The 19,553-nt window shown below is 71.0% G+C and carries 17 protein-coding genes and 1 rRNA gene; 7 read left to right on the top strand and 11 right to left on the bottom strand.

Translation table 11 applies throughout. From position 1 onward, the window contains the following. From rrf to GQR16_RS18185, 4 genes are all read left to right on the top strand, one after another. Window positions 1–117, top strand: a 5S ribosomal RNA gene (gene rrf / locus GQR16_RS18200). A gap of 171 nt (window positions 118–288) precedes the next feature. Then, entirely contained in the window at window positions 289–843 is a 555-nt protein-coding gene (locus GQR16_RS18195; protein ID WP_157416581.1) for a TetR/AcrR family transcriptional regulator, read from the top strand. 196 nt (window positions 844–1,039) lie between these two features. Continuing rightward, entirely contained in the window at window positions 1,040–2,551 is a 1,512-nt protein-coding gene (locus GQR16_RS18190) for an APC family permease (protein WP_157416580.1), read from the top strand. Between the two features lie 75 nt (window positions 2,552–2,626). Next, complete coding sequence (locus tag GQR16_RS18185; RefSeq protein WP_157416579.1) at window positions 2,627–3,949, top strand: flavin monoamine oxidase family protein; 1,323 nt, start codon at window positions 2,627–2,629, stop codon at window positions 3,947–3,949. 4 nt (window positions 3,950–3,953) lie between these two features. Here GQR16_RS18185 and GQR16_RS18180 read toward each other — a convergent pair whose 3' ends face one another. The 5 genes from GQR16_RS18180 to GQR16_RS18160 form a co-directional block, all read right to left on the bottom strand. Beyond that, on the bottom strand, window positions 3,954–5,072 hold the full coding sequence (locus GQR16_RS18180; protein WP_157416578.1) for a beta-eliminating lyase-related protein: 1,119 nt from the start codon (window positions 5,070–5,072) through the stop codon (window positions 3,954–3,956). Between the two features lie 95 nt (window positions 5,073–5,167). Then, window positions 5,168–7,270: an alkaline phosphatase family protein gene (locus GQR16_RS18175; protein ID WP_246200923.1), complete on the bottom strand. Its 2,103-nt coding sequence runs from the start codon at window positions 7,268–7,270 to the stop codon at window positions 5,168–5,170. Window positions 7,271–7,575: 305 nt separating this feature from the next. Then, window positions 7,576–8,679 carry an ABC transporter permease gene (locus GQR16_RS18170; RefSeq protein ID WP_157416577.1) on the bottom strand — a complete coding sequence of 368 codons (1,104 nt, stop codon included), beginning with the start codon at window positions 8,677–8,679 and terminating at the stop codon, window positions 7,576–7,578. Next, window positions 8,676–9,560, bottom strand: a complete 885-nt coding sequence (locus tag GQR16_RS18165; RefSeq protein ID WP_157416589.1) for an ABC transporter ATP-binding protein — start codon at window positions 9,558–9,560, stop codon at window positions 8,676–8,678. The genes GQR16_RS18170 and GQR16_RS18165 overlap by 4 nt, the downstream gene beginning before the upstream one ends. A 163-nt stretch (window positions 9,561–9,723) precedes the next feature. Then, window positions 9,724–10,734: an Lrp/AsnC family transcriptional regulator gene (locus tag GQR16_RS18160; RefSeq protein ID WP_157416576.1), complete on the bottom strand. Its 1,011-nt coding sequence runs from the start codon at window positions 10,732–10,734 to the stop codon at window positions 9,724–9,726. Between the two features lie 96 nt (window positions 10,735–10,830). On the opposite strand from GQR16_RS18160, the gene GQR16_RS18155 reads away from it, so the two are divergent. The 3 genes from GQR16_RS18155 (at window position 10,831) to GQR16_RS18145 (ending at window position 15,096) form a co-directional block, all read left to right on the top strand. After that, window positions 10,831–12,324 (top strand): MFS transporter, encoded by a 1,494-nt coding sequence (locus tag GQR16_RS18155; RefSeq protein ID WP_170298566.1) that lies wholly within the window; start codon window positions 10,831–10,833, stop codon window positions 12,322–12,324. After that, window positions 12,321–13,571: an amidohydrolase gene (locus GQR16_RS18150; protein WP_157416574.1), complete on the top strand. Its 1,251-nt coding sequence runs from the start codon at window positions 12,321–12,323 to the stop codon at window positions 13,569–13,571. The genes GQR16_RS18155 and GQR16_RS18150 overlap by 4 nt, the downstream gene beginning before the upstream one ends. Before the next feature lie 154 nt (window positions 13,572–13,725). Next, window positions 13,726–15,096 (top strand): MFS transporter, encoded by a 1,371-nt coding sequence (locus tag GQR16_RS18145; protein WP_157416588.1) that lies wholly within the window; start codon window positions 13,726–13,728, stop codon window positions 15,094–15,096. Here GQR16_RS18145 and GQR16_RS18140 read toward each other — a convergent pair. The 6 genes from GQR16_RS18140 to GQR16_RS19795 all read right to left on the bottom strand — a co-directional run bounded on the left by GQR16_RS18140 (window position 15,081) and on the right by GQR16_RS19795 (window position 19,486). After that, window positions 15,081–15,659 carry a dihydrofolate reductase family protein gene (locus tag GQR16_RS18140; RefSeq protein ID WP_157416573.1) on the bottom strand — a complete coding sequence of 193 codons (579 nt, stop codon included), beginning with the start codon at window positions 15,657–15,659 and terminating at the stop codon, window positions 15,081–15,083. The genes GQR16_RS18145 and GQR16_RS18140 overlap by 16 nt on opposite strands. Further along, window positions 15,659–16,132, bottom strand: a complete 474-nt coding sequence (locus tag GQR16_RS18135; RefSeq protein WP_157416572.1) for an SRPBCC family protein — start codon at window positions 16,130–16,132, stop codon at window positions 15,659–15,661. The genes GQR16_RS18140 and GQR16_RS18135 overlap by 1 nt, the downstream gene beginning before the upstream one ends. Next, window positions 16,125–16,466: an ArsR/SmtB family transcription factor gene (locus tag GQR16_RS18130; RefSeq protein ID WP_157416571.1), complete on the bottom strand. Its 342-nt coding sequence runs from the start codon at window positions 16,464–16,466 to the stop codon at window positions 16,125–16,127. The genes GQR16_RS18135 and GQR16_RS18130 overlap by 8 nt, the downstream gene beginning before the upstream one ends. A gap of 150 nt (window positions 16,467–16,616) precedes the next feature. Further along, window positions 16,617–17,219: a class I SAM-dependent methyltransferase gene (locus GQR16_RS18125; protein ID WP_157416570.1), complete on the bottom strand. Its 603-nt coding sequence runs from the start codon at window positions 17,217–17,219 to the stop codon at window positions 16,617–16,619. Between the two features lie 84 nt (window positions 17,220–17,303). Next, window positions 17,304–18,056 (bottom strand): response regulator, encoded by a 753-nt coding sequence (locus GQR16_RS19800; RefSeq protein ID WP_157416569.1) that lies wholly within the window; start codon window positions 18,054–18,056, stop codon window positions 17,304–17,306. After that, entirely contained in the window at window positions 18,053–19,486 is a 1,434-nt protein-coding gene (locus GQR16_RS19795; RefSeq protein ID WP_157416568.1) for a sensor histidine kinase, read from the bottom strand. Before GQR16_RS19795 ends, GQR16_RS19800 begins: the two co-directional genes overlap by 4 nt. Window positions 19,487–19,553 lie beyond the last annotated feature (67 nt).

The following is a 19,553-nucleotide window of genomic DNA, read 5'->3' as shown; positions in this document are numbered from 1 at the left end:
TTCGGCGGCCATAGCGCGAGGGAAACGCCCGGACACATTCCGAACCCGGAAGCTAAGACTCGCAGCGCCGATGGTACTGCAGGGGGGACCCTGTGGGAGAGTAGGACACCGCCGGACAACCATTACCAGGAAGGCCACCCCAGAGGGGTGGCCTTCCTGCATTTAACGCCACGTACGCGAACGCCGGGCCCCTCGAGGGCTTCGCGACGTGCACGCCGAAGGCCGCCCGATGGGCGGCCTTTCCTCGTTGAGGCGGCACGGCGCCTGCGCGCCTCGTACGATGGCCAGATGATCACCGTCGAGGGGCCGGCCGGCCGCGTGCTCACCGCCTACACGGATCTCCTGGTGGAGCGCGGCATCCGCGATGCGACCCTCGAGAGCGTGGCGCGTCGGGCCGGCCTGTCGAAGTCCGGTGCGCTGCACCACTTCTCGTCGGTGAGCGCCCTGCGCTCGGCGCTTTTCGTCGAGCTCCGGGCCCAAGCGCGCCGCGACGCCGAGATGATGCGCTCCACGCCGGAGGGGGCGGTCCGCTACTACCTCACCTCCTCGCTCGATCGCGACAGCGAGCTCGAGCGGCTCTTCGATGCCGCCTACCGCATCGCCCAGACCGGCGATGAGGGCGCCCTCGAGGTGCTGCGCGCGTGCCGCGACGACTGGTTCGAGGTGCTCGTGGCGGCGACGAACGATCCGGGGCTCGCGCGCCTCGTGCTCTTCGCCGGCGACGGCATGAACTACAACGCGCTCATGAGCCGCCCGGAGGGCGACGACCTCCTCACGGCCGACCACGTCGGCGCCCTCGTCGGCACGCTCGAGGGCTTGCAGGGCGGCGGTCCCGCGGCCTGATTCCCGGGCCCCCTCCGCATCCGTGCGGCCACGCCAGGGCGGCGCCGCACCCGGAGTGCACCGGATGAGATCCACTCGCCGCGGAGCCATTCGTCCCGCGTACCGACCGACTAGTCGGTCGGGCGTGTAGAGTGTTGCGACAGCATCTCCCGGATTTCCCCGAGAAGCACCGCACTCGACGGCGAGAAGGTACCCGATGAGCACTCCAACGGCTGGCGCCGCGGCATCCACCGATCCGACGCCCACGAAGGGACTGGCGATCGACAAGCTCGGGCTCTGGGGCTCGACGGTCATCGGCATCGCCTCGACGGCCCCGCTCTTCTCGCTCGCGGCCACACTCGGCTACGTCATCATCGCGGTCGGCGCGCAGGCGCCCGTCGCGTTCATCCTGGCGTTCGTGCCGATGCTGTTCACCGCGTTCGCCTACCGGGAGCTCAACAACGACGTGCCCGACTGCGGCACCGTGTTCACGTGGGCGGCGAAGGCGTTCGGTCCGCGCACGGGCTGGCTGGCCGGCTGGAGCATCGCGGTCGCGGGCGTGCTCGTCATGGCGAACCTCGCCGAGATCGCCTCGGTCTACCTGCTCAGCCTGATCGGCGACGGATCGCTCTCGGACAACCGCTTCATCGTCACGGCCTTCGGCTGCGTGATCATCGCGGCCATGACGTGGATCTCGCTCCGCGGCGTCGAGATCGGCGAGCGGATGCAGCAGGTGCTGCTCGCGATCCAGTACCTCGCGATGGCCGCGTTCGTCGGCGGATGCCTCATCGGCTACTTCAGCGGCAACGCCCCCGATCCGACCCCGGTCTCGCTCGACTGGTTCAACCCGTTCCTCGCCGACGGCACCGGCATGGTGCAGGCGATCCTGCTCGCGCTCTTCATTTACTGGGGCTGGGACACCTGCCTCGCGCTCACCGAGGAGACGAAGGATCCCCGGCGTACGCCCGGGCGAGCGGCGACGCTCTCGACGCTCGTGCTGCTCATCACCTACGTGGGCGTGACCGTCGTCGCGATGATGTACGCCGGACTCGGCGACACGGGCACCGGACTCGCGAACGAGGCGCACGCCGACGACGTGTTCTCGGGCCTCGCCGGCATGGCGATGGGCCCGCTCGGGTGGTTCCTCGTGATCGCCGTCGCGATCTCGGCGCTCTCGTCGTCGCAGACGACGATCCTGCCGACGGCGCGCGGCACCTTCGCCATGGGCGTCTACAAGGCGCTTCCGGCCCGGTTCGCGAAGGTGCACTCGGTGTCGAAGACGCCGACCTTCTCGACCACGCTCATCGGCGTCATCGCCATCATCTACTACGCGGGCATGAACGCGATCTCGACGAGCGTGCTCGCCGACTCGGTGCTCTCGATCGGCCTCGCCATCGCGTTCTTCTACGGCATCGCGAGCTTCGCGTGCATCTGGTACTTCCGGCGCAACCTCTTCGACAGCTGGCGGAACGCGTTCTACCGCTTCGTGTTCCCGCTGCTCGGCGGCGTATTCATGGCCTGGGCCTTCGTGCAGTCGGCGATCGACATGGCGAACCCCGACTACGGGTACTCCCAGCTCGCCGGCATCGGCAGTGCGTTCCTCATCGGCGTGGGCTCGCTCGTGCTCGGCGTCGTGCTCATGTTCGTGTGGGCGCTGTTCCCGAACTCGCGCGACTACTTCGAGAAGCGCTCGCTCAACCGCGACACCGAGGTGCTCGCACCCGATTGAGCGCGAGTGCACGCCGGCGGGCCACGCCGGGTACCGGACTTCCCCATCTCCTCTGAACCGAAGGACCCGAATCCCATGTTCGACACCGTCATCGTCGGAGCTGGCGTCGCCGGCCTCACCGCGGCCCGCCTGCTTCACGCGGCCGGCCAGCGCGTCGTCGTCGTCGAGGCGCGCGACCGCATCGGCGGCCGCACGTGGACCGACCGCTCTCCGGGCTTCAGCGTCGACCGAGGGGCCTCGTGGATCCACGGCCTCGACGGCAACCCGCTCACCGACCTCGTCGAGGCGTTCGGCATGGAGACCGCGGAGTTCACCGTCGGCAGCTTCCAGGCCGGCGGTCGCCCGATCGCGAACTACGACGAGTCGCACGCCGAACTCGACGCGCTCGCGACCGATCGATGGGTCGCGGATGTCGCGGCCGCCGACGAGCGCCTCGCGACCGTGGTCGCCGAGACGGAGCACGGCGAGAGCTACGCGCAGGTCGCCGAGCGCGCACTCGCCGGTCTCGGGTGGGACGCCGCGCGCACGGAGCGGGTGCGCGGGTTCTACCGTCACCGCACCGAGGAGCAGTGCGGCGCGGACAACGAGGAGGTCGACGCCCACGGCCTCGACGAGGACGCGATCGACGGCGACGAGGTCGTGTTCCCGGGCGGCTACGACGCGCTCGCGACCGGGCTGGCCCGCGGGCTCGACATCCGGCTCGAGCAGCGGGTCACCGCGGTGACGTGGTCGGCATCCGGGGTTCGGGTCGTCACGGACTCGGAGGAGTTCGAGGCGGCGCAGGTTGTCGTCACCGTGCCCCTCGGGGTGCTCAAGGCGGGCGCGATCGCGTTCGAGCCGGCGCTTCCGGAGACGGCGGCCGGGCCCATCGAGCGGCTCGGCATGGGCACGTTCGACAAGGTGTTCCTGCAGTTCCCCGAGCGCTTCTGGCAGGAGGACGCCTACGCGATCCGCCAGCTCGGCCCCGAGGGCGTTCCGTGGCACTCCTGGTACGACGTCTCCGCCGTGAGCGGCACGCCGATGCTGCTGACCTTCGCGGGCGGCGAGTGGGCGCGGCGCATCGAGGAGATGGACGACGACGAGATCGTCGGCTCGGTGCTCGAGGCGCTCCGGCGCAACTACGGCGACGCGGTCGGGGAGCCGACCGGGCACTGGATCACCCGGTGGGGAATCGACCCCTTCAGTCTCGGGTCGTACTCCTACGTGGCGCGCGGCGCCTCGCACGACGACCACGACGCGATGTCCACGCCGATCGGGGGCGTGCTCCACCTCGCCGGAGAGGCGACCTGGAGCACCGACCCCGCGACCGTGCACGGTGCGCTGCTCTCGGGGCACCGCGCGGCCGAGCGGATCCTCGGCGTCGCGATCCCGATCGAGCGCATCGCCGACCCGAGCTGAGACGCTAGGCGGCCGCGAGCTCCTCGCGGATGCCGGCGACGAACGCGTCGATGTCGGCCTCGCTCGTGTCGAACGAGCACATCCAGCGCACCTCGCCCTTCGCGGCATCCCAGTCGTAGAACTTGAATCCGCGGTCGCGCAGGCGGTCGGCGACGCCGAGGGGCAGCACGGCGAACACGCCGTTGGACTGGGTGGGCTGGCTGAAGCCGAGCCCGGGCAGCTCGCCCGCGGCGATGCCGGCGTCGAGGGCGTCGCGAAGGCGCCTGGCCATGGCATTGGCGTGCGAGGCGCTCTCGATCCACAGGTCGCCCTCGAGCAGCGCGATGAGCTGCGCCGACACGAAGCGCATCTTCGAGGCGAGCTGCATGTTGAGCTTGCGCAGGTACTTGAGTCCTTCGGATGCCGCGGGGTTCAGCACGACGATGGCCTCGGCGCCGAGCGCGCCGTTCTTGGTGCCGCCGAAGCTCAGCACGTCGACGCCGGCATCGCGCGTGAACGCGCGCAACGGCAGGTCGAGCGATGCGGCGGCGTTCGAGAGGCGGGCGCCGTCCATGTGGAGGAACATGCCGCGCTCGTGGGCGTGGTCGGCGATCGCGCGCACCTCGTCGGGCGTGTACAGCGTGCCGAGCTCGGAGGTCTGCGTGATCGACACGACGAGCGGCTGCGCGCGGTGCTCGTCGCCCCAGCCCCACGCCTCTTCGTCGATGAGTTCGGGGGTGAGCTTGCCGTCGGGCGCGACGACCGTGAGCAGCTTCATGCCGCCGACGCGCTCGGGCGCACCGCCCTCATCGGAGTTGATGTGCGCCGTCTTCGCCGAGATCACGGCGCCCCAGCGCGGCAGCATCGACTGCAGGCCGGTCACGTTCGCGCCCGTGCCGTTGAAGACCGGGAACGCCTCGACGCCCTCGCCGAAGTGGTGCGCGAACACCTGCTGCAGGCGCTCGGTGTACGCGTCTTCGCCGTAGGCGATCTGGTGTCCGCCGTTGGCCGCAGCGATCGCGGCCAGGACCTCGGGGTGCACGCCCGAGTAGTTGTCGGAGGCGAAACCACGAATGGTGGTGTCATGCAGGGGGCTGTTCTCGAGGCTCACCGAACCATCCTGCCACTTGCGTCCCGGCGGCATCGTGTCGGCGGCGCACGGAACGCGCGTCGGCCGCGCAGCACGCGCACGGATGCCGCGGGCAGCCGCCCGCGGCATCCGCTCGCCGTGCTCGAGGGTCAGCCGAGCAGCGTGAACCCGACCGTGCGGGTGTTGCCGGCGACGTCGTGCACGACGAGGGTGTTCGCGCCTGCGATCGCGCCGAAGACGCCCGGCTTCACGAAGTTGAGGTCGGACCAGGCGTTGTCCGTCAGGTCCTTGACCACGCCGTTGAGCTCGACCTTGTCGATCTTGCCGGCGTCGAAGAGCTTGAAGCTGACCTTCTCGTAGGTGCCGTCGGCGCCGACCGTCTCACCGGCGCCCGTCTTCACGGTCGCGGTCGGCGCGGTCGCGTCGATCGTGAACGCGGACGTGCCCGTCTTCGCGATGTTGCCCGCGAGGTCCTCGGCGTTGAACTTCACGGTGTACGCGCCGTCGGGGAGCGTCACGGTCGCACGGTGGGTGCCGCTCGTCGCGCCGCCGACCGGGGTCTGCGTGCTCTTGACGAGGGTGCCGTCGCGGTAGACGTTCGCCACGATGCGCTTCAGGCCGCGGTCGTCGGTCGCGTCGACCTGCACGTCGAACGCGCGGAACGGCCCGCCCGTGGTCGGGGTCACGAGCGTCGCGACGGGCTTCGTCGTGTCGGGTGCGACGGGTGCCGCAGCCTGCTCGAACGCCACGCGGTCGACCGTCCAGAAGGCGCTGTTCGTGCCCGTGTAGTGGAAGCGGAACTGCGCGGTGCGGGCGCCGGCCGGCACGTCGAAGGCGAGACGCTCGTTCGCGTTGGCGTTCACCGAGTACGACTTCAGCGACTGCGGCGCACCGCCGTCGAAGCTCACCGACACCTCGGCCGACTGCGGGCCGTCGATGAAGTAGTTCGTCGCGTACGCGAGGGTCGCGGTCGCGGCGCCGGTCAGCGCGTACGCCGGGCTCACGAGGGTGGAGTCGAACTGGCCCGCGGCGTGCGACTTGTCGTCCCACTCGTCGGAGTCGGCGACGGCGAACACGTTTCGGCTGCGCACGCTCGTCTCACGACGCTGGCCGAGTTCGACGTTGGTCCAGAAGTCGTCGGTCGCGAACGACCATCCGGCCCACTCGGTGACGCCGCCGGCGGGCATCTTCGAGTTGTCGATGCTCCAGCCCTCGGGCGTCGCATGCGTCCAGCCGACCGTGCCCGCGGCGGGACGCGTCTCGTCGACCTTGCCCTGCAGCACGGGACGGAGCGAGTCGAAGTCGTCGGCCTTCAGATCGCCGAGGGCCGTGCCGTCGAGCTTCCAGGAGGCGTCGGCGGCGATGCCGGCGGCGGCGAGCACGGTCGGCGCGATGTCGGAGATCTTGACGTCGTCGCGCACCGAGCCGGCGGCGATGCCGGGGCCCGCAGCGATGACGAAGACCTTGCGCTCGGCGGGCGAGCTGCCGCCGTGACCGCCGGTCGGGGTGTGGCCGTGGTCGGCCGTGACGATGATCGTCCAGTCCTCGGCGGCCCGGGTGGGGCGGGCCTCGACGGCGGCGAGGATCTCGCCGAGCTGGGCGTCGGCGCGCTTCAGCGCCGCGCCGTACGCGGCGCCGTTGGTGCCGACCGAGTGCCCGGCGCCGTCGACCTCGTCGAGGTGCACGAACACGTCGTCGGGGTTGCCGGTGGAGAGGGCCGCCACGGTCCTCGCGGTGGTGCCCACGTCGTTGCCGCCCGCGATGCGCTGGTCGACCTTCGGGCCGAAGATGGTCCCCGGGATCGGGCCCCAGGTGCCGATGACGAGCGTCGAGCGCTCGGGCTTCGCGGTCTCGATGCGCGTGAGGTAGTCGGGGTACTCGCCGTAGTTCGGGTTGCTGAAGTTGTTGTCGGGAACCCGGTGCTTGTCGGGCCAGACGCCCGTGGCGATGGTCGACCAGCCCGCGCCCGAGACGGTGCCCGCCATCGGCTGCGCGTAGAGGTTGCTCGCCGCGGTCAACCCCGCGGAGCGGAGCGAGTCGAGGTTCGGCATCTCGGCCGCCTCGAGGAAGTCGAAGCTCGCACCGTCGATGCCGACCACGAGGGTCTTCGCGGTGCGGGAGCCGTCGGCGGCGGGTGCGGCGGGTGCGGCCGGTGCGGCCGAGGCGGCCTGCGCGCAGATGGGCGCCGCGACGAGGGCGGCGGCGAGGAACGTGGTCGAGACGGCGCGGATCGCGCGGTTCGGCGATGGCATGAAAGCTGGGCCTTCCGGTGGGTGTCGCGGCGACGGATGCCGCCGCGAGCCCAGTCTTCGGCAGCCGCGATGGCCGGGCACCGGGATTCGGAAGTTGTCGAGACATGTTCGCCGCCGATTCACGCGGTCCGCCCGCGACCCGCCCGCTTCGCGGTGAAAGGCAGGTGAACACGAGCGCCGAGCGGGCAATCGCTGTCGATACAACATCCGGTGCGCCGGGTCGGCGAACCGCTGCCCGATACGACGCACGGATGCCGCGGGCCCCCGCCCGCGGCATCCGCTCGCGCTGTTCGTGCTCGGTGCGCTCAGCCGCGCAGCGCGTCGCCGAGCTTCACGCGGGCACCCGTCTTGAGGAGCGAGTTGCGGTAGATGCGCTCGCCGATGAGCACGGCGGCGATCGTGGTGGCCAGCAGGATCGCGAGCGAGACGATCGGCTCCCACCACTCGGCCGTGCCGAGGAACACGCGCATGGGCATGCCGACCGGCGCCGAGAACGGCACGTAGCTCATGATCGCGAGCACCGTGGGGTTGTCGTTGAAGAAGATGACGAGGAAGTACGGCAGCATCACGAGCATCGTCACGGGGGTCGTGACGGAACCGATGTCCTCGGCGCGCGAGACCATCGCCGCCGTCGCCGCGAAGAGCGCCGCGAGCATCACGAAGCCGATCGCGAAGAACACGATGAACCAGACCACCGACGTGCCGAGACCGCCGAGCAGCACCTTCTGGCCGGTCAGCATGAGCCCGAGCAGGGCGATGACCGCGATCGCGAGGATCTGCCCGAACGCGAGCACGCTGTTGCCGACGACCTTGCCCGTGAGCAGCGCCCGCGCCGAGACGGTCGAGAGCAGGATCTCGACCACGCGGGTCTGCTTCTCCTCGACGACCGACTGGGCGATGGTCGATCCGAACGTCAGCGCCGACATGAAGAACACGATGCCGAAGCCGAAGGCGACGAAGTACGCGAGCATCGGGTCGACCGCGGCCGGCTCGAGCAGCTCGACGCTCGGGTAGACGGCGAGGGCCGAGGCGACGCCGCTCGGGGTCTGGTCGAGCCCGATCACGGTGATGCCCAGCGGGTCGGATGTCGAGGGCACGACGATCGCGTCGACCTCGCCGTCGCGCAGCAACTGCTCGCCCGCGGCCTGGTCGTCGACCGGCACCGGGTCGAGCGCGGCGTTGCCGTCGACGACCGACGAGGCGCCCGCCACGACGGCGACCTTCGTCGCCTCGTTCTGCCCGCCGAACAGGCTGCCCAGCACGACCGACGCGAGCACCGCGAGCATGAGCACGCCCGTGGAGATGAGGAACGTCTTGCTGCGCAGGCGCATCGTGATCTCGCGGCCGGCGATGAGGCTCGCGCTGTCGACGAAGCGGGGGGTCGCGGGGCGATCCAGGGTGGTGCTCACTGCACGACCTCCTTGAAGATCTGGGCGAGCGACGTGCGCTCGCGGGAGAAGCTGACGAGGCCGCCACGCGAGACGGCCTCGGTGAGCGCGGCCTCGCGTGCGGCATCCGACTCGGCCTCGAACACGGCCCAGCCGCCGTCGAACTCGACGACGCTGATGCCAGGCTGCTGGCGCAGCCACCCGGCGTCGCCCGCGACGAGCAGCTCCCAGCGCTCGGTTCCGTGCTGCGTGCGCAGGGCCTCGCCGGTTCCGGATGCCGCGATGCGCCCGCCCGCGATGATCACGAGGTCGTCGCAGAGGCGTTCGACGATGTCGAGCTGGTGCGACGAGAACAGGACGGGCACGCCGGTGGCCGCGACATCCGCGAGCACGGCCTGCACCGTCTCGACCGCCATCGGGTCGAGGCCCGAGAACGGTTCGTCGAGCACGAGCATCTCGGGGCGGTGCACGAGCGCCGCGGCGATCTGCGCGCGCTGCTGGTTGCCGAGCGAGAGCGACTCGATGGTGTCGTCGGTGCGCTCGCCGAGGCCGAGGCGTTCGAGCAGTTCGAGCGCGTTGGCCCGTGCGGCGGCCGGAGCCCAGCCGTGCAGGCGGGCCAGGTAGACCGTCTGCTCGAGCACCTTCATCTTGGGGTACAGGCCGCGTTCCTCCGGCATGTAGCCGAAGCGGCGCCGGTCGGCCGCGCCGACGGGCGCGCCGTCGAGCAGCACGGTTCCGCCGTCGGACGCGAGCACGCCCAGGATGATCCGCATGGTCGTGGTCTTGCCGGCGCCGTTGCCGCCGACGAATCCGGTGAGCCGACCGTCGCCGACGGCGAAGCTCACGTGATCGAGGGCGAGGCGCTCGCCGTAGCGCTTGGTGACGTCGTGGAGTTCGAGCATGCCCTCACGGTACGGATGCCGCGGGGCCGCGGCATCCCCCGCACGGATGGTCGTGGGCGTGCTGCGGGTCGAGCGCTCCGCCTCGCGGGGGATGGCCGGCCTGCTCAACGTGGGCGATCGGATGGCCGGGCCGGCAGGATCAGGTCGGGCCGACGGGATCAGGTCAGGCCAGCGGGATCGATTCGCCCGTGGCGAATCCCTCGGGGGAGATCAGGCGCCCGAGGTGCTTGTGCACGCGCAGCACCATCGACCGGTCGACGATGCGCGCCCCGGGGAGGCTGCGTTCGAGGTCGGCCTCGCGGCGCACGACCTCGGCGCGGGACTTCGAGCTGACGGCGACGATGACGTTGTACGGGCCGGTCACGACGGTCGCGAACTGCACCTCTGGCATCTCGGCGAGCTTCGCGGCGCTCGACTCGATCGTCGCCGTCGGGGCCTGGATGAAGAACCACGACACGATCGGCCACGTCGAGTACGGGCCCGAGACGTCGGCGCGGATGAGCAGCCGATCGGTCTGCCGGAGCCTCGCGAGGTAGTCGCCCGCGCGCTGCGGGCTGATGCCGAGCCGCTCGGCGATCGTGCCGTACGAGGCTCGTCCGTCGCGCTCGAGCACGCGCCGCATGCCCTCGACGACGGTCGGATCGACGTGCCTGGCCGAGCCGGCCCTCGGCGGGCGGGGTGCGGGGATGCGGTCGACCTGCGCGTCGGACAGCGCGCGAACGGTCCAGTTCGAGCCGAGTCGCAGGGTGAGGTTGACGATGTGCGACTGCACCGAGCGCACGCCGGTGAGCCGACCGAACCGCTCGATGACGGCTTCCGCGAGCTCGGCGTCGTTCGGCGCGACGAGCGTGGCGACGAGGTCGCGACGCCCGCTGGTGAGGTCGATCGAGTACACCGACGGGTCGAGCGAGAGCTCCTCGGCCGTGCGTGTCGCCTGGCCGGGCGCGCAGCTGAACTCGATGATCGCGGCGGCGCTCTCGTCGGCACTGCCCGGCAGCGTGGTGAGCCACGCGAACCCCGCGCGCTCGATGCGCGCCCAGCGTCGTGCAAGGGTCGCTGGATCGCTGCCGAGGATCGGGGCGAGCGCGGTCCACGGCACGCGGGGCTCGACCTGCAGCGCGTGGAGAATCTGCAGATCGAGGTCGTCGAGGCCGGATGCGCGCATGATCACCATCGATTCTGTGAATATCCGGCATCCTAACCGGGGAATGCGTGGGACGCGCAGAATCTTGCGAACACCGCAATCACCGTCGATCGAAGTGGACCCGTCGTGACCGTTCAACCCCTTGCAGCTGCCGACCTCCGGGTCGGCCGCTTCCTCGTTCCCGTGCTCATCACCCTCGAACTCTTCAGCGGCCTGATCCAAGGATGGATCGTGCCCCTGCTCGGCAACATCGCCGACCACTACGCCGTGTCCGGCGGCGCCGTGAGCTGGGTGCTCACCGTCGGCCTGCTCTCCTCGGCGGTCTCGGTGCCGCTCATGGTCGTGCTGGCCGACCGCTTCGGCCGCCAGAGGCTGCTCGTCATCGCCGTCGTGCTCTCGGCCGCGGGCTCGGTGCTCATCGCGTTCGCCCCGGTCTTCCCGCTCGTGCTCCTCGGCGCTGTCATCCAGGGCCCGGTCGCCGCCTGCCTCCCCCTCGAGATGGCCCTCCTCAAGCACTTCCGGCCCGCGCGCGCCAACCGCATCATCGGCTACCTCGTGGGCATGCTCACGATCGGCGTCGCGCTCGGCGCGGTGCTCGGCGGCGTCGCGATGGACGCGATCGGCAACCTGCCCGTCGTGCAGTTCCTGCCCGCGGCCGTGCTGGTGCTCTTCATCCCGATCGTCTGGACGCTCGTGCCCCGCGACGCGGGCGACGCGACCCGCGCCGTCGACTGGCTCGGCGCGACGACCCTCGGCATCGCGCTCGTCGGCGTCATGTACGGCCTCTCCGAAGGGCCGGCCGCGGGCTGGGGCTCGATCTCGGTCGTGCTTCCGCTCGTCATCGGCGTGCTCGCGCTGGTCGGCTTCTTCATCGCGGAATCGCGCGTCTCGACGCCGCTCGTCGACGTGAAGGCGCTCAAGGGCGCGCGCCTCCTGCCCGCGCTCGTCGTCGGGTTCCTCGCGTCGATGGCACTGTTCGGCAACCAGACGCCCACCGTGCTCTACTTCACCGCCGACCCGGGTGCCGTCGGCTACGGCCTCGGCGGTTCCGCGGGCCTCGTCGGCCTCGTCTTCGGCGCGACCGCCCTGTTCTCGAGCGCGGGCGCGTTCCTCTCGTACCGCGTCGCCAAGGGCATCGGCTCGCGCTTCGCGGTGGCGATCGGATGCCTCTGCATCGCGATCGGCGTCGGCGGCATGGTGTTCGCGCCCCGCGAGCTCGTCATCGTGGTCGGGCTCGGTGCGCTCTCGGCGTTCGGCTCGGGCATCGCGTTCGGCATCCTGCCCGGACTCGTCGTCGAACGGGCACCGGAGTCCTCCGCAGCCTCCGTCTCGGGCGTCTACAACACCACCCGCACGCTCGGCGGTGCGCTCGCCGGCGCCTTCGTGGCCTCCGTGCTCGCCGCCGTCCTGCTCTCGAGCAGTGGGGCGGATGCCGCGGCGCCGCCCGCGCCCGCACTCGCCGCGTTCCAGCTCATCTGGGGCGTGTTCGCCGGCCTCAACGTCGTGGCCGCGGTCGTCGCCCTCTCGCTCGGCCGCTCACGCGTGGACGAGGCATCCGCCGCGCCCGCACCGGAACAGACCTCCACCGACGACGCACTCACGATCGGAGCCACCTCATGACCATCACCGCCCCCACCGCCGCCGGCACTGCCGCCGCGCTCCGCACGAACGCCGAGCTCGAGGCATCCGTCACCGCAGCCATCGAGGCACGACGCGACGAGCTCGTCTCCCTCAGCCACGCCATCGGCGAGGACCCCGAGCTCGCGTTCGAGGAGCACCGTGCGGCCGAGCGGGTCGCCGTCGCGCTCGAGGCGAACGGGTTCGAGGTCGAACGCGGAGCCTACGGGCTGCCGACCGCCGTCGAGGGCGTCTACGGCAGCGGCGACGTCACGGTCGCCTTCGTCTCGGAGTACGACGCGCTGCCCGGCGTGGGGCACGGTTGCGGACACAACCTCATCGCCGCAGCGGGCGTCGGCGCCGCGATCGGCCTGCGGGCGGTCGCCGACGAGCTCGGCATCCGCGTCAAGCTGCTCGGGTCGCCGGCGGAGGAGCTCGGCGGCGGCAAGATCCTGATGCTGCGCGAGGGCGCGTGGAACGACACCACGTTCTCGCTCATGGTGCACGGCGGCGGCGCAGACCAGTACCGTACGGCGCCGATGACGACGATGGCGCTCGAACGCATCATCGTGCGGTTCACCGGACTGCCCGCGCACGCCGCCGCCGGCCCGCACGAAGGTGTGAACGCGGGCGACGCGGCGACCATCACCCAGGTCGCGCTCGGCCTGCTGCGCCAGCAGCTCAAGCGCGGCACGGTGCTCTCGTCGTTCGTGCGCAACGCGGGCGAGGCGGCGAACATCATCCCGGCGCACGCGGAACTCGAGATCGAGATGCGGGCCGCGAACGCCGAGGACTGGGCGGTCGTGCGCCGCCGTGTGCGCGAGTGCCTGGCGGGCGCCGCGCAGGCGAGCGGCTGCACGCTCGAGATCGAGCTGCCCGAGCTGCCGTACGGCGTGCTGAAGCAGGACGAGCGCCTCGCCGAGCACTTCGACGACGTGCTGCGAGAACTCGGCTACGAGCTGAGGGACCTGCCGCACGACGCCCCCTCGGGGTCGACCGACATGGCGGACGTCTCGCAGTACCTGCCGGCGATCCACCCCATGATCGCGATCCGCGGCATCGACGCGGCCACGCCGGGCCACAGCCCCGAGTACGCGGCGATCGCGCTGACGCCCGCGGCGGACCGGGCCCTGCTCGACGGGGCGATCGGGCTCGCCGTCGCGGCCGCACGGGTGGCGGCGAACCCGGAGCACCGGGCGGAGCTGGTCGCGGCCCAGGCCGCGCGTGCGCCCTACGCCTGGGAGGACTGAGCCCCGCCTGCATCGTGAGCGCCGACCGATTGGACCGGTCGGCGCCCATGCATGCAAGGGGGTTCCGGATGTCGGCGGTGCTGGTTAGCCTCGCAAGGTGAACGAGGCGGAGCAGGACAAGACGCAGCCGGAGGTGGTGCCGCCGCCGAACGGCATGCGCACGTTCCTGCAGGTGCTCGTGAACACCGCGATCGCCAACGTCACCACGAGCTTCCTCTGGTTCGCGCTCACGTTCTGGGTCTACCTCGAGACCCGCTCGGTGCTCGCGACGGGCATCATCGGCGGTGCCTACATGTTGCTCATCGCGTTCTTCGCGATGCTCTTCGGCTCGATCGTCGACCGGCACCGCAAGCTCCAGGTCATGATCTTCTCGAGCTTCGTGACGCTCGGGGCGTTCGTCATCGCCGGGGTGCTCTACCTGCTGCAGCCCGAGTCGGCGCTGCTCGACCTCGGCGGCCCGTGGTTCTGGGCGTTCTCGGGCATCATCCTGCTCGGCGCGGTCGTCGAGCACATGCGCAACATCGCCCTCTCGACCACGGTCACGCTGCTCGTGCCGGTCGAGCGGCACGCGAACGCCAACGGTCTCGTCGGCACCGTGCAGGGCCTCGCGTTCATCGTCACGAGCGTGTTCAGCGGCCTCGCGATCGGCCTGCTCGGCATGGGCTGGACCCTCGTCATCGCGATCGCGCTGACGCTCGTCGCACTCGTGCACCTGATGTTCCTCAGGGTTCCCGAGGCGCAGCCCGTGCCGGCCGAGGGCGAACGCGCCTCGACCATCGACCTCAAGGGCAGCATCGCCGCGGTGCGGGCGGCGCCCGGGCTGTTCGCCCTCATCATCTTCTCGACGTTCAACAACCTCATCGGCGGCGTCTACATGGCGCTCATGGACCCGTACGGCCTCACGCTCTTCCCGGTCGAGGTCTGGGGCATCGTGCTCGGCGTCTCGGCGACGGGGTTCGTCATCGGCGGTCTCGTGATCGCGAAGTTCGGGCTCGGCAAGAACCCGATCCGCACGATGCTGCTGCTCGTCGTCGCCATGGGCCTGCTCGGTGCACTGTTCACGATCCGCGAGTGGTGGGTGCTCTACGGCGTCGGCATCTGGCTCTACATGACGCTCATTCCGGCCGTCGAGGCGGCCGAGCAGACCGTGATCCAGAAGGTCGTGCCGTTCACGCGGCAGGGGCGCGTGTTCGGCTTCGCGGCGGCGATCGAGTCGGCGGCCGCGCCGATCACGGCGTTCCTGATCGCACCCATCGCCGAGTTCGTCATCATCCCCTACATGAGAACGGATGCCGGTCAGGAGGCGTGGGGCTGGCTGCTCGGCGACGGCGAGGCCAGGGGCATCGCGCTCGTGTTCCTGGTCTCCGGGCTCGCGATGGTCGTGCTCGCGCTCGCCGCCTTCGCGACGCGCGCCTACCGGCTGCTGTCGGCGGAGTACCAGGGCGGCGCGGCGTCGGAGACCGCCGAACCCGAACCCGATGCCGGAGCGGACGCCGACGCCGACGCGCCTCAGCGCAACGCGTAGGTCAGGTTCACGACCCCGCCGGGCCGCGCGTCGACGTGCCGGAACTCGAGGGCGCGTTCGTCGATGCGCGCCGGTGCGAACGACCGCCCTCCTCCGAGCAGCACGGGCACGACGCGCAGGTGGAGCTCGTCGACGAGTCCGGCGCCGAGGAGCGCATCGGTCAGGGTGAGGCTTCCCCAGACGAGCACCGTGGCGAAGCGCTGTCTCAGGTCGGAGGCCGCGTCGACGCCGTCGCCGCGGAGGATCTCGATCTCGCCGTCGCCCCATGGGGCCGCGGGCAGCGTGTTCGACACCACGAACTTCGGCAGGCGGTCGATGAGCTCCGAGACCTGCTCGACCTCGGGGTCGACCCCGGGCCAGTAGTCGGCGAACATGCGATAGGTCGTGGCGCCGAAGAGGATCGCGTCGGCCTGTTCGACGTAGGCGAGCTGTTCGGCGTCGTTGAAGTCGACTTCGCCGTCGGCGTTCGGGCGCACGAGCGCTTCGAAGAAGGCGATGCCGCCGTCGGGGTCCGCCGCGTACCCGTCGGCCGTGACGACCTGCTCGACGATGAGGCGGCCCATCAGCGGCCCCCTGAATCGAGGCGCTCGACGAGCAGGTCGAAGGCCGAGTCCCACCCGTCGTAGACGTTCCGATCGCCCGGCACGCCGTCGATGCCCTGCACGTGGAAGGTCATGAGGGTCTGCTGGCCCGCGTCGCCGTGCTCGGCGAGATCGATGCTGATCACGGGCGCGAGGTCGACGGGGTCGCCCGGCGAGCCCCACGTGAACACGAGCCGCGAGGGCGGGGTGATCTCGCGGTAGACGCCGGCCGTCGGGTACGTGCTGCCGTCGGGCGCGATCATCGTGTAGCGGTAGCTCCCGCCGATGCGCGCGTCGATCTCGACCGATTCGCGTGGGGTCTCGATGCCGCGCGGGTGCCACCAGACGGCGGCTTCGTCGGGGTCGGTCCACGCGTTCCAGACGACCTCGCGCGGGGCGTCGAAGACGCGGGTGATGGTGAACTGCTTCGATCCGGTGGCGGTCTGCTCAGGCATCCGTCTGTCCTTTCAATGCTCGGAGTCGTTCGCTCAGCAGGTCGAAGCGCTCGTTCCATTCGCTACGGTGCCGGTCGACCCAGGCGGATGCCTCGTCGAGCGGTTCGGTGCGGAGGGTGCAGGTGCGCCACTGGGCGTTCGCGGTGCGCTCGATGAGGCCGGCCCGTTCGAGCACCTTCAGGTGCTGCGAGATCGCGGGGCGGCTGATCGCGAACGGCTCGGCCAGGTCTCCGACGGTCGTCGGCCCCTCGCGGAGCCGCGAGAGGATCTCGCGTCGCGTCGGGTCGGCCAGCGCCTGGAACACGATGCTGAGCTCGTCGTGCGCATCACTCAATGTAAGTGACTCCTTAATTAATGAAGTGCTTAAATGTAGGCCGCGGGTACCCCGGCGTCAAGGGGCTGCGAGACGTGAGGCGTCGAGAGCTCGAACGGCACGTGTGCCGAGGTGCGTGAGGTGCGCCGGGCCGAGGTCCGTCGGGTGCGCCTACGCGGCGGGTGCCAGCCGACAGAGGATCGCGCCCAGCGGGCGATGACCCTGGCCGGTGCGCAGGTGGGTCTCGATGATCTCGAAGCCGCGCTCCTCGAGGACGCGCTGCAGTTCGGGTGCCGGCCATCGCCAGGCGGGTGTCACCGCGTGGTCGAACTCCTCGAGTACGGGGCCCTCGAAGAAGCCCAGCACGAGCACACCGCCCGGACGGAGCACCCTGGCGAACTCGCCGATCGGCACGGCGATGCGCGACGGGTGGTGGTGGATCGTCGAGAACCACGAGAGCACGCCGCCGAGCGAGTCGTCCGCCTGCTCGATCCGGTCGATGCTCCCGATGTCGAACCGGACTCCGGGGTGGGTCGCGCGGGCGTGCTCGAGGAAGCCGGGAACGAGGTCGATGCCACGGGCGTCGAGTCCGCGGCCCGCGAGGTAGTCCGTCCAGTGCCCCGGTCCGCAGCCCGCGTCGAGCACCGGGCCGTCGACGAGCTCGATCCAGTTGTCGATGAGCTGGCGATCCGAGGGGTGCACGGCGCTCATGGAACCGAGCCGGTCGATGTACTCGGCGGCTCGGCGGGAGTACGCCTCGGTGGTCTCGGCCATGGCGTCGAGCGTAGCGCCGTGCGCCAGACGTTCGAACGGCCGACCGGCTGACCGGTCGACCGACCGAGGCCGTTGGCTCGGGCGTCAGCTTCCGGGGCGCACGACCCCGTGCTCGTAGGCGTAGACGACCGCGTGCACGCGGTCGCGGAGCCCGAGCTTCATGAGCACCTTCGACACGTGCGTCTTCACCGTGGCCTCGCCGACCCACATGCGCTGGGCGATCTCGGCGTTCGAGATGCCCTCGGCGAGGAATTCGAGCACCTCGCGCTCGCGATCCGTGAGGGTGGCGAGTTCTGGCCGTTCGGAATCGGGCGCCGCGGCCTTCGACGATGCGCTCGCACCGCTCTCGGACGCGGAGGTCACGGCGGCGGCCGTGGCGGCCACGGCGCCTGCACCCGGCATCCGCCCGCCGCGGCTCGCGACGGCCTCGATGACCCGGCGTGTGACGTCTGGCGAGAGCAGCGCGTCGCCGCGGGCGACGACCTGCACGGCCTCGATGAGCTGTTCGGGGCTCGAGTTCTTCAGGAGGAACCCGCTGGCGCCGGCCTCGAGGGCCTCGAAGAGGTAGTCCTCGCGGTTGAACGTGGTGAGCACGAGCACCGCGGCGGTCGTGGTCGCGTCGGCCGTGATGCGGCGGGTGGCCTCGAGGCCGTCCATGCCGGGCATCTGCACGTCCATGCAGACGACGTCGGGCTCGAGAGCTGCGACCTGCGCGATCGCGGCCGCGCCGTCGGACGCCTCGCCGACGACCTCGATGCCGTCTTCGGAGTCGAGGATCGTGCGGAAGCCGGCGCGGACGAGGCTCTGGTCGTCGACGACGAGCACGTGGATGCTCACGAGGCGACCCCCTCGCGACGCAGCGGGAAGCGTGCGCGCACGAGGTACCCGCCCCGCGCCCGCGGGCCCATCTCGACGGTTCCGCCGGCGGCGCTCGCCCGCTCGCGCATGCCGAGCTGCCCGAGTCCCCCGGTCTGGCCCGACGGCGGACGTACCCCGGTCGACGCGGTCGACGCGGCAGCCGTGGCCGAGGTGGAGGACGCTCTCGGCGCCATGGGCGAGGACGCGACCCGCGTCGCGGCGCCCGTGTTCGTCACCTCGACCTCGACGGCGTCGGAATCCCAGCGCACCCGCACCTCGGCGGTCGCCGCCGACCCCGCGTGCTTGCGCACGTTCGTCAGGGCCTCCTGGGTGATGCGGTAGGCGCTGAGGTCGACGACGGCCGAGACCGGGCGGACCTCGCCGACCACCGACAGGCTCACCGGCAGCCCACCGGATGCGCTCTCGGCGACGAGCTCCTCGATGCGCTCGATGCATCGCGTCGAGGTGCTCGTGGTCGCCGGGCCGTCGCCGGAAGGGCGCTTCGACGCCGCCGTGATCGCGTCGAGCTCGACCGCGCCGGTGTCGCCCTCGCCGCGAAGGGTGCCCAGCAGTCCGTGCAGCTCGTCGACGGCGTCGCGTGCGCTGGACTCGATGGCCGAGAGCGAGGCGGCCGCGGCATCCGGATCCTTCGCGAGCACCCGCCGGGCGGCACCGGCCTGCACGCCGATGACCGAGACGTGGTGCGCGACGACGTCGTGCAGCTCGCGCGCGATGCGCAGTCGCTCGAGCGCGACCGCCTGCACGCGGGTGCGCTCGCGCTCGGCCGCCAGTTCGGCGGTGCGCTGCTCGAGTTCGGCACGTGCACGCGCGGACCGGTAGGCGGCATCGCCGAAGTACCAGGCGCCGCCGAAGTAGAGCAGGTTCGTGAGCACGTTGATGAGTCCGAACGCGACGTACGGCGAGAGCAGGCCCTCGCGCGGCAGCTCCGGCAGGTAGTCCTGCATCGCCGAGTAGTAGATGAGGCCCCAGAAGAGCCAGCCGAACATCGCGACGACGATCAGGCTGCGCACGATGAGCGCGACGCGTCGGCTGCGACTCCACGCGCCGACCGAGTAGATCGCGATGAACAGCGCGATGTTCGAGAACAGCAGCTCCAGGACTTCGGTGACCGATCCCACCACGAAGGCGACGGATGCCACGACCGCCACGATCTCGGGCCAACGGCGCCGCACGGCGAGCGGCAGGGTCATGGCGGCGACCCAGATCGCGGATCCCCACCAGGGGGCGTTCTCTCCGAGGCCGGTCGTGCGGTAGAGCATCACGCTCGCCCCGGTGCCCGCGGCGAGCACGAGCGCGAGCACGACGTCGTTGCGGAGGGAACGACGGCCGGGGCGCGGGCGCACCCACTCGACGCCGTCGATGACGGGCGGTGCGGCGGTGTCGGTCATGCGTCAACGCTAGCGAGCGGACGCGGCGACCGGATCCGTCGTGCGGCGGAGTTCATCGCGACGCTCG

The sequence above is a fragment of the Agromyces allii genome (assembly GCF_009749385.1).
GTDB classification, from domain to species: domain Bacteria; phylum Actinomycetota; class Actinomycetes; order Actinomycetales; family Microbacteriaceae; genus Agromyces; species Agromyces allii.
This window is presented reverse-complemented; position numbering and strand designations above follow the sequence as displayed.

Coding starts and splice junctions, on each gene's coding strand:
- GQR16_RS18195 (WP_157416581.1), top strand. CDS start 289: ATGATCACCGTCGAGGGGCCGGCCGGCCGCGTGCTCACCGCCTACACG.
- GQR16_RS18190 (WP_157416580.1), top strand. CDS start 1,040: ATGAGCACTCCAACGGCTGGCGCCGCGGCATCCACCGATCCGACGCCC.
- GQR16_RS18185 (WP_157416579.1), top strand. CDS start 2,627: ATGTTCGACACCGTCATCGTCGGAGCTGGCGTCGCCGGCCTCACCGCG.
- GQR16_RS18180 (WP_157416578.1), bottom strand. CDS start 5,072: ATGCCGCCGGGACGCAAGTGGCAGGATGGTTCGGTGAGCCTCGAGAAC.
- GQR16_RS18175 (WP_246200923.1), bottom strand. CDS start 7,270: ATGCCATCGCCGAACCGCGCGATCCGCGCCGTCTCGACCACGTTCCTC.
- GQR16_RS18165 (WP_157416589.1), bottom strand. CDS start 9,560: ATGCTCGAACTCCACGACGTCACCAAGCGCTACGGCGAGCGCCTCGCC.
- GQR16_RS18160 (WP_157416576.1), bottom strand. CDS start 10,734: ATGGTGATCATGCGCGCATCCGGCCTCGACGACCTCGATCTGCAGATT.
- GQR16_RS18150 (WP_157416574.1), top strand. CDS start 12,321: ATGACCATCACCGCCCCCACCGCCGCCGGCACTGCCGCCGCGCTCCGC.
- GQR16_RS18145 (WP_157416588.1), top strand. CDS start 13,726: ATGCGCACGTTCCTGCAGGTGCTCGTGAACACCGCGATCGCCAACGTC.
- GQR16_RS18140 (WP_157416573.1), bottom strand. CDS start 15,659: ATGGGCCGCCTCATCGTCGAGCAGGTCGTCACGGCCGACGGGTACGCG.
- GQR16_RS18135 (WP_157416572.1), bottom strand. CDS start 16,132: ATGCCTGAGCAGACCGCCACCGGATCGAAGCAGTTCACCATCACCCGC.
- GQR16_RS18125 (WP_157416570.1), bottom strand. CDS start 17,219: ATGGCCGAGACCACCGAGGCGTACTCCCGCCGAGCCGCCGAGTACATC.
- GQR16_RS19795 (WP_157416568.1), bottom strand. CDS start 19,486: ATGACCGACACCGCCGCACCGCCCGTCATCGACGGCGTCGAGTGGGTG.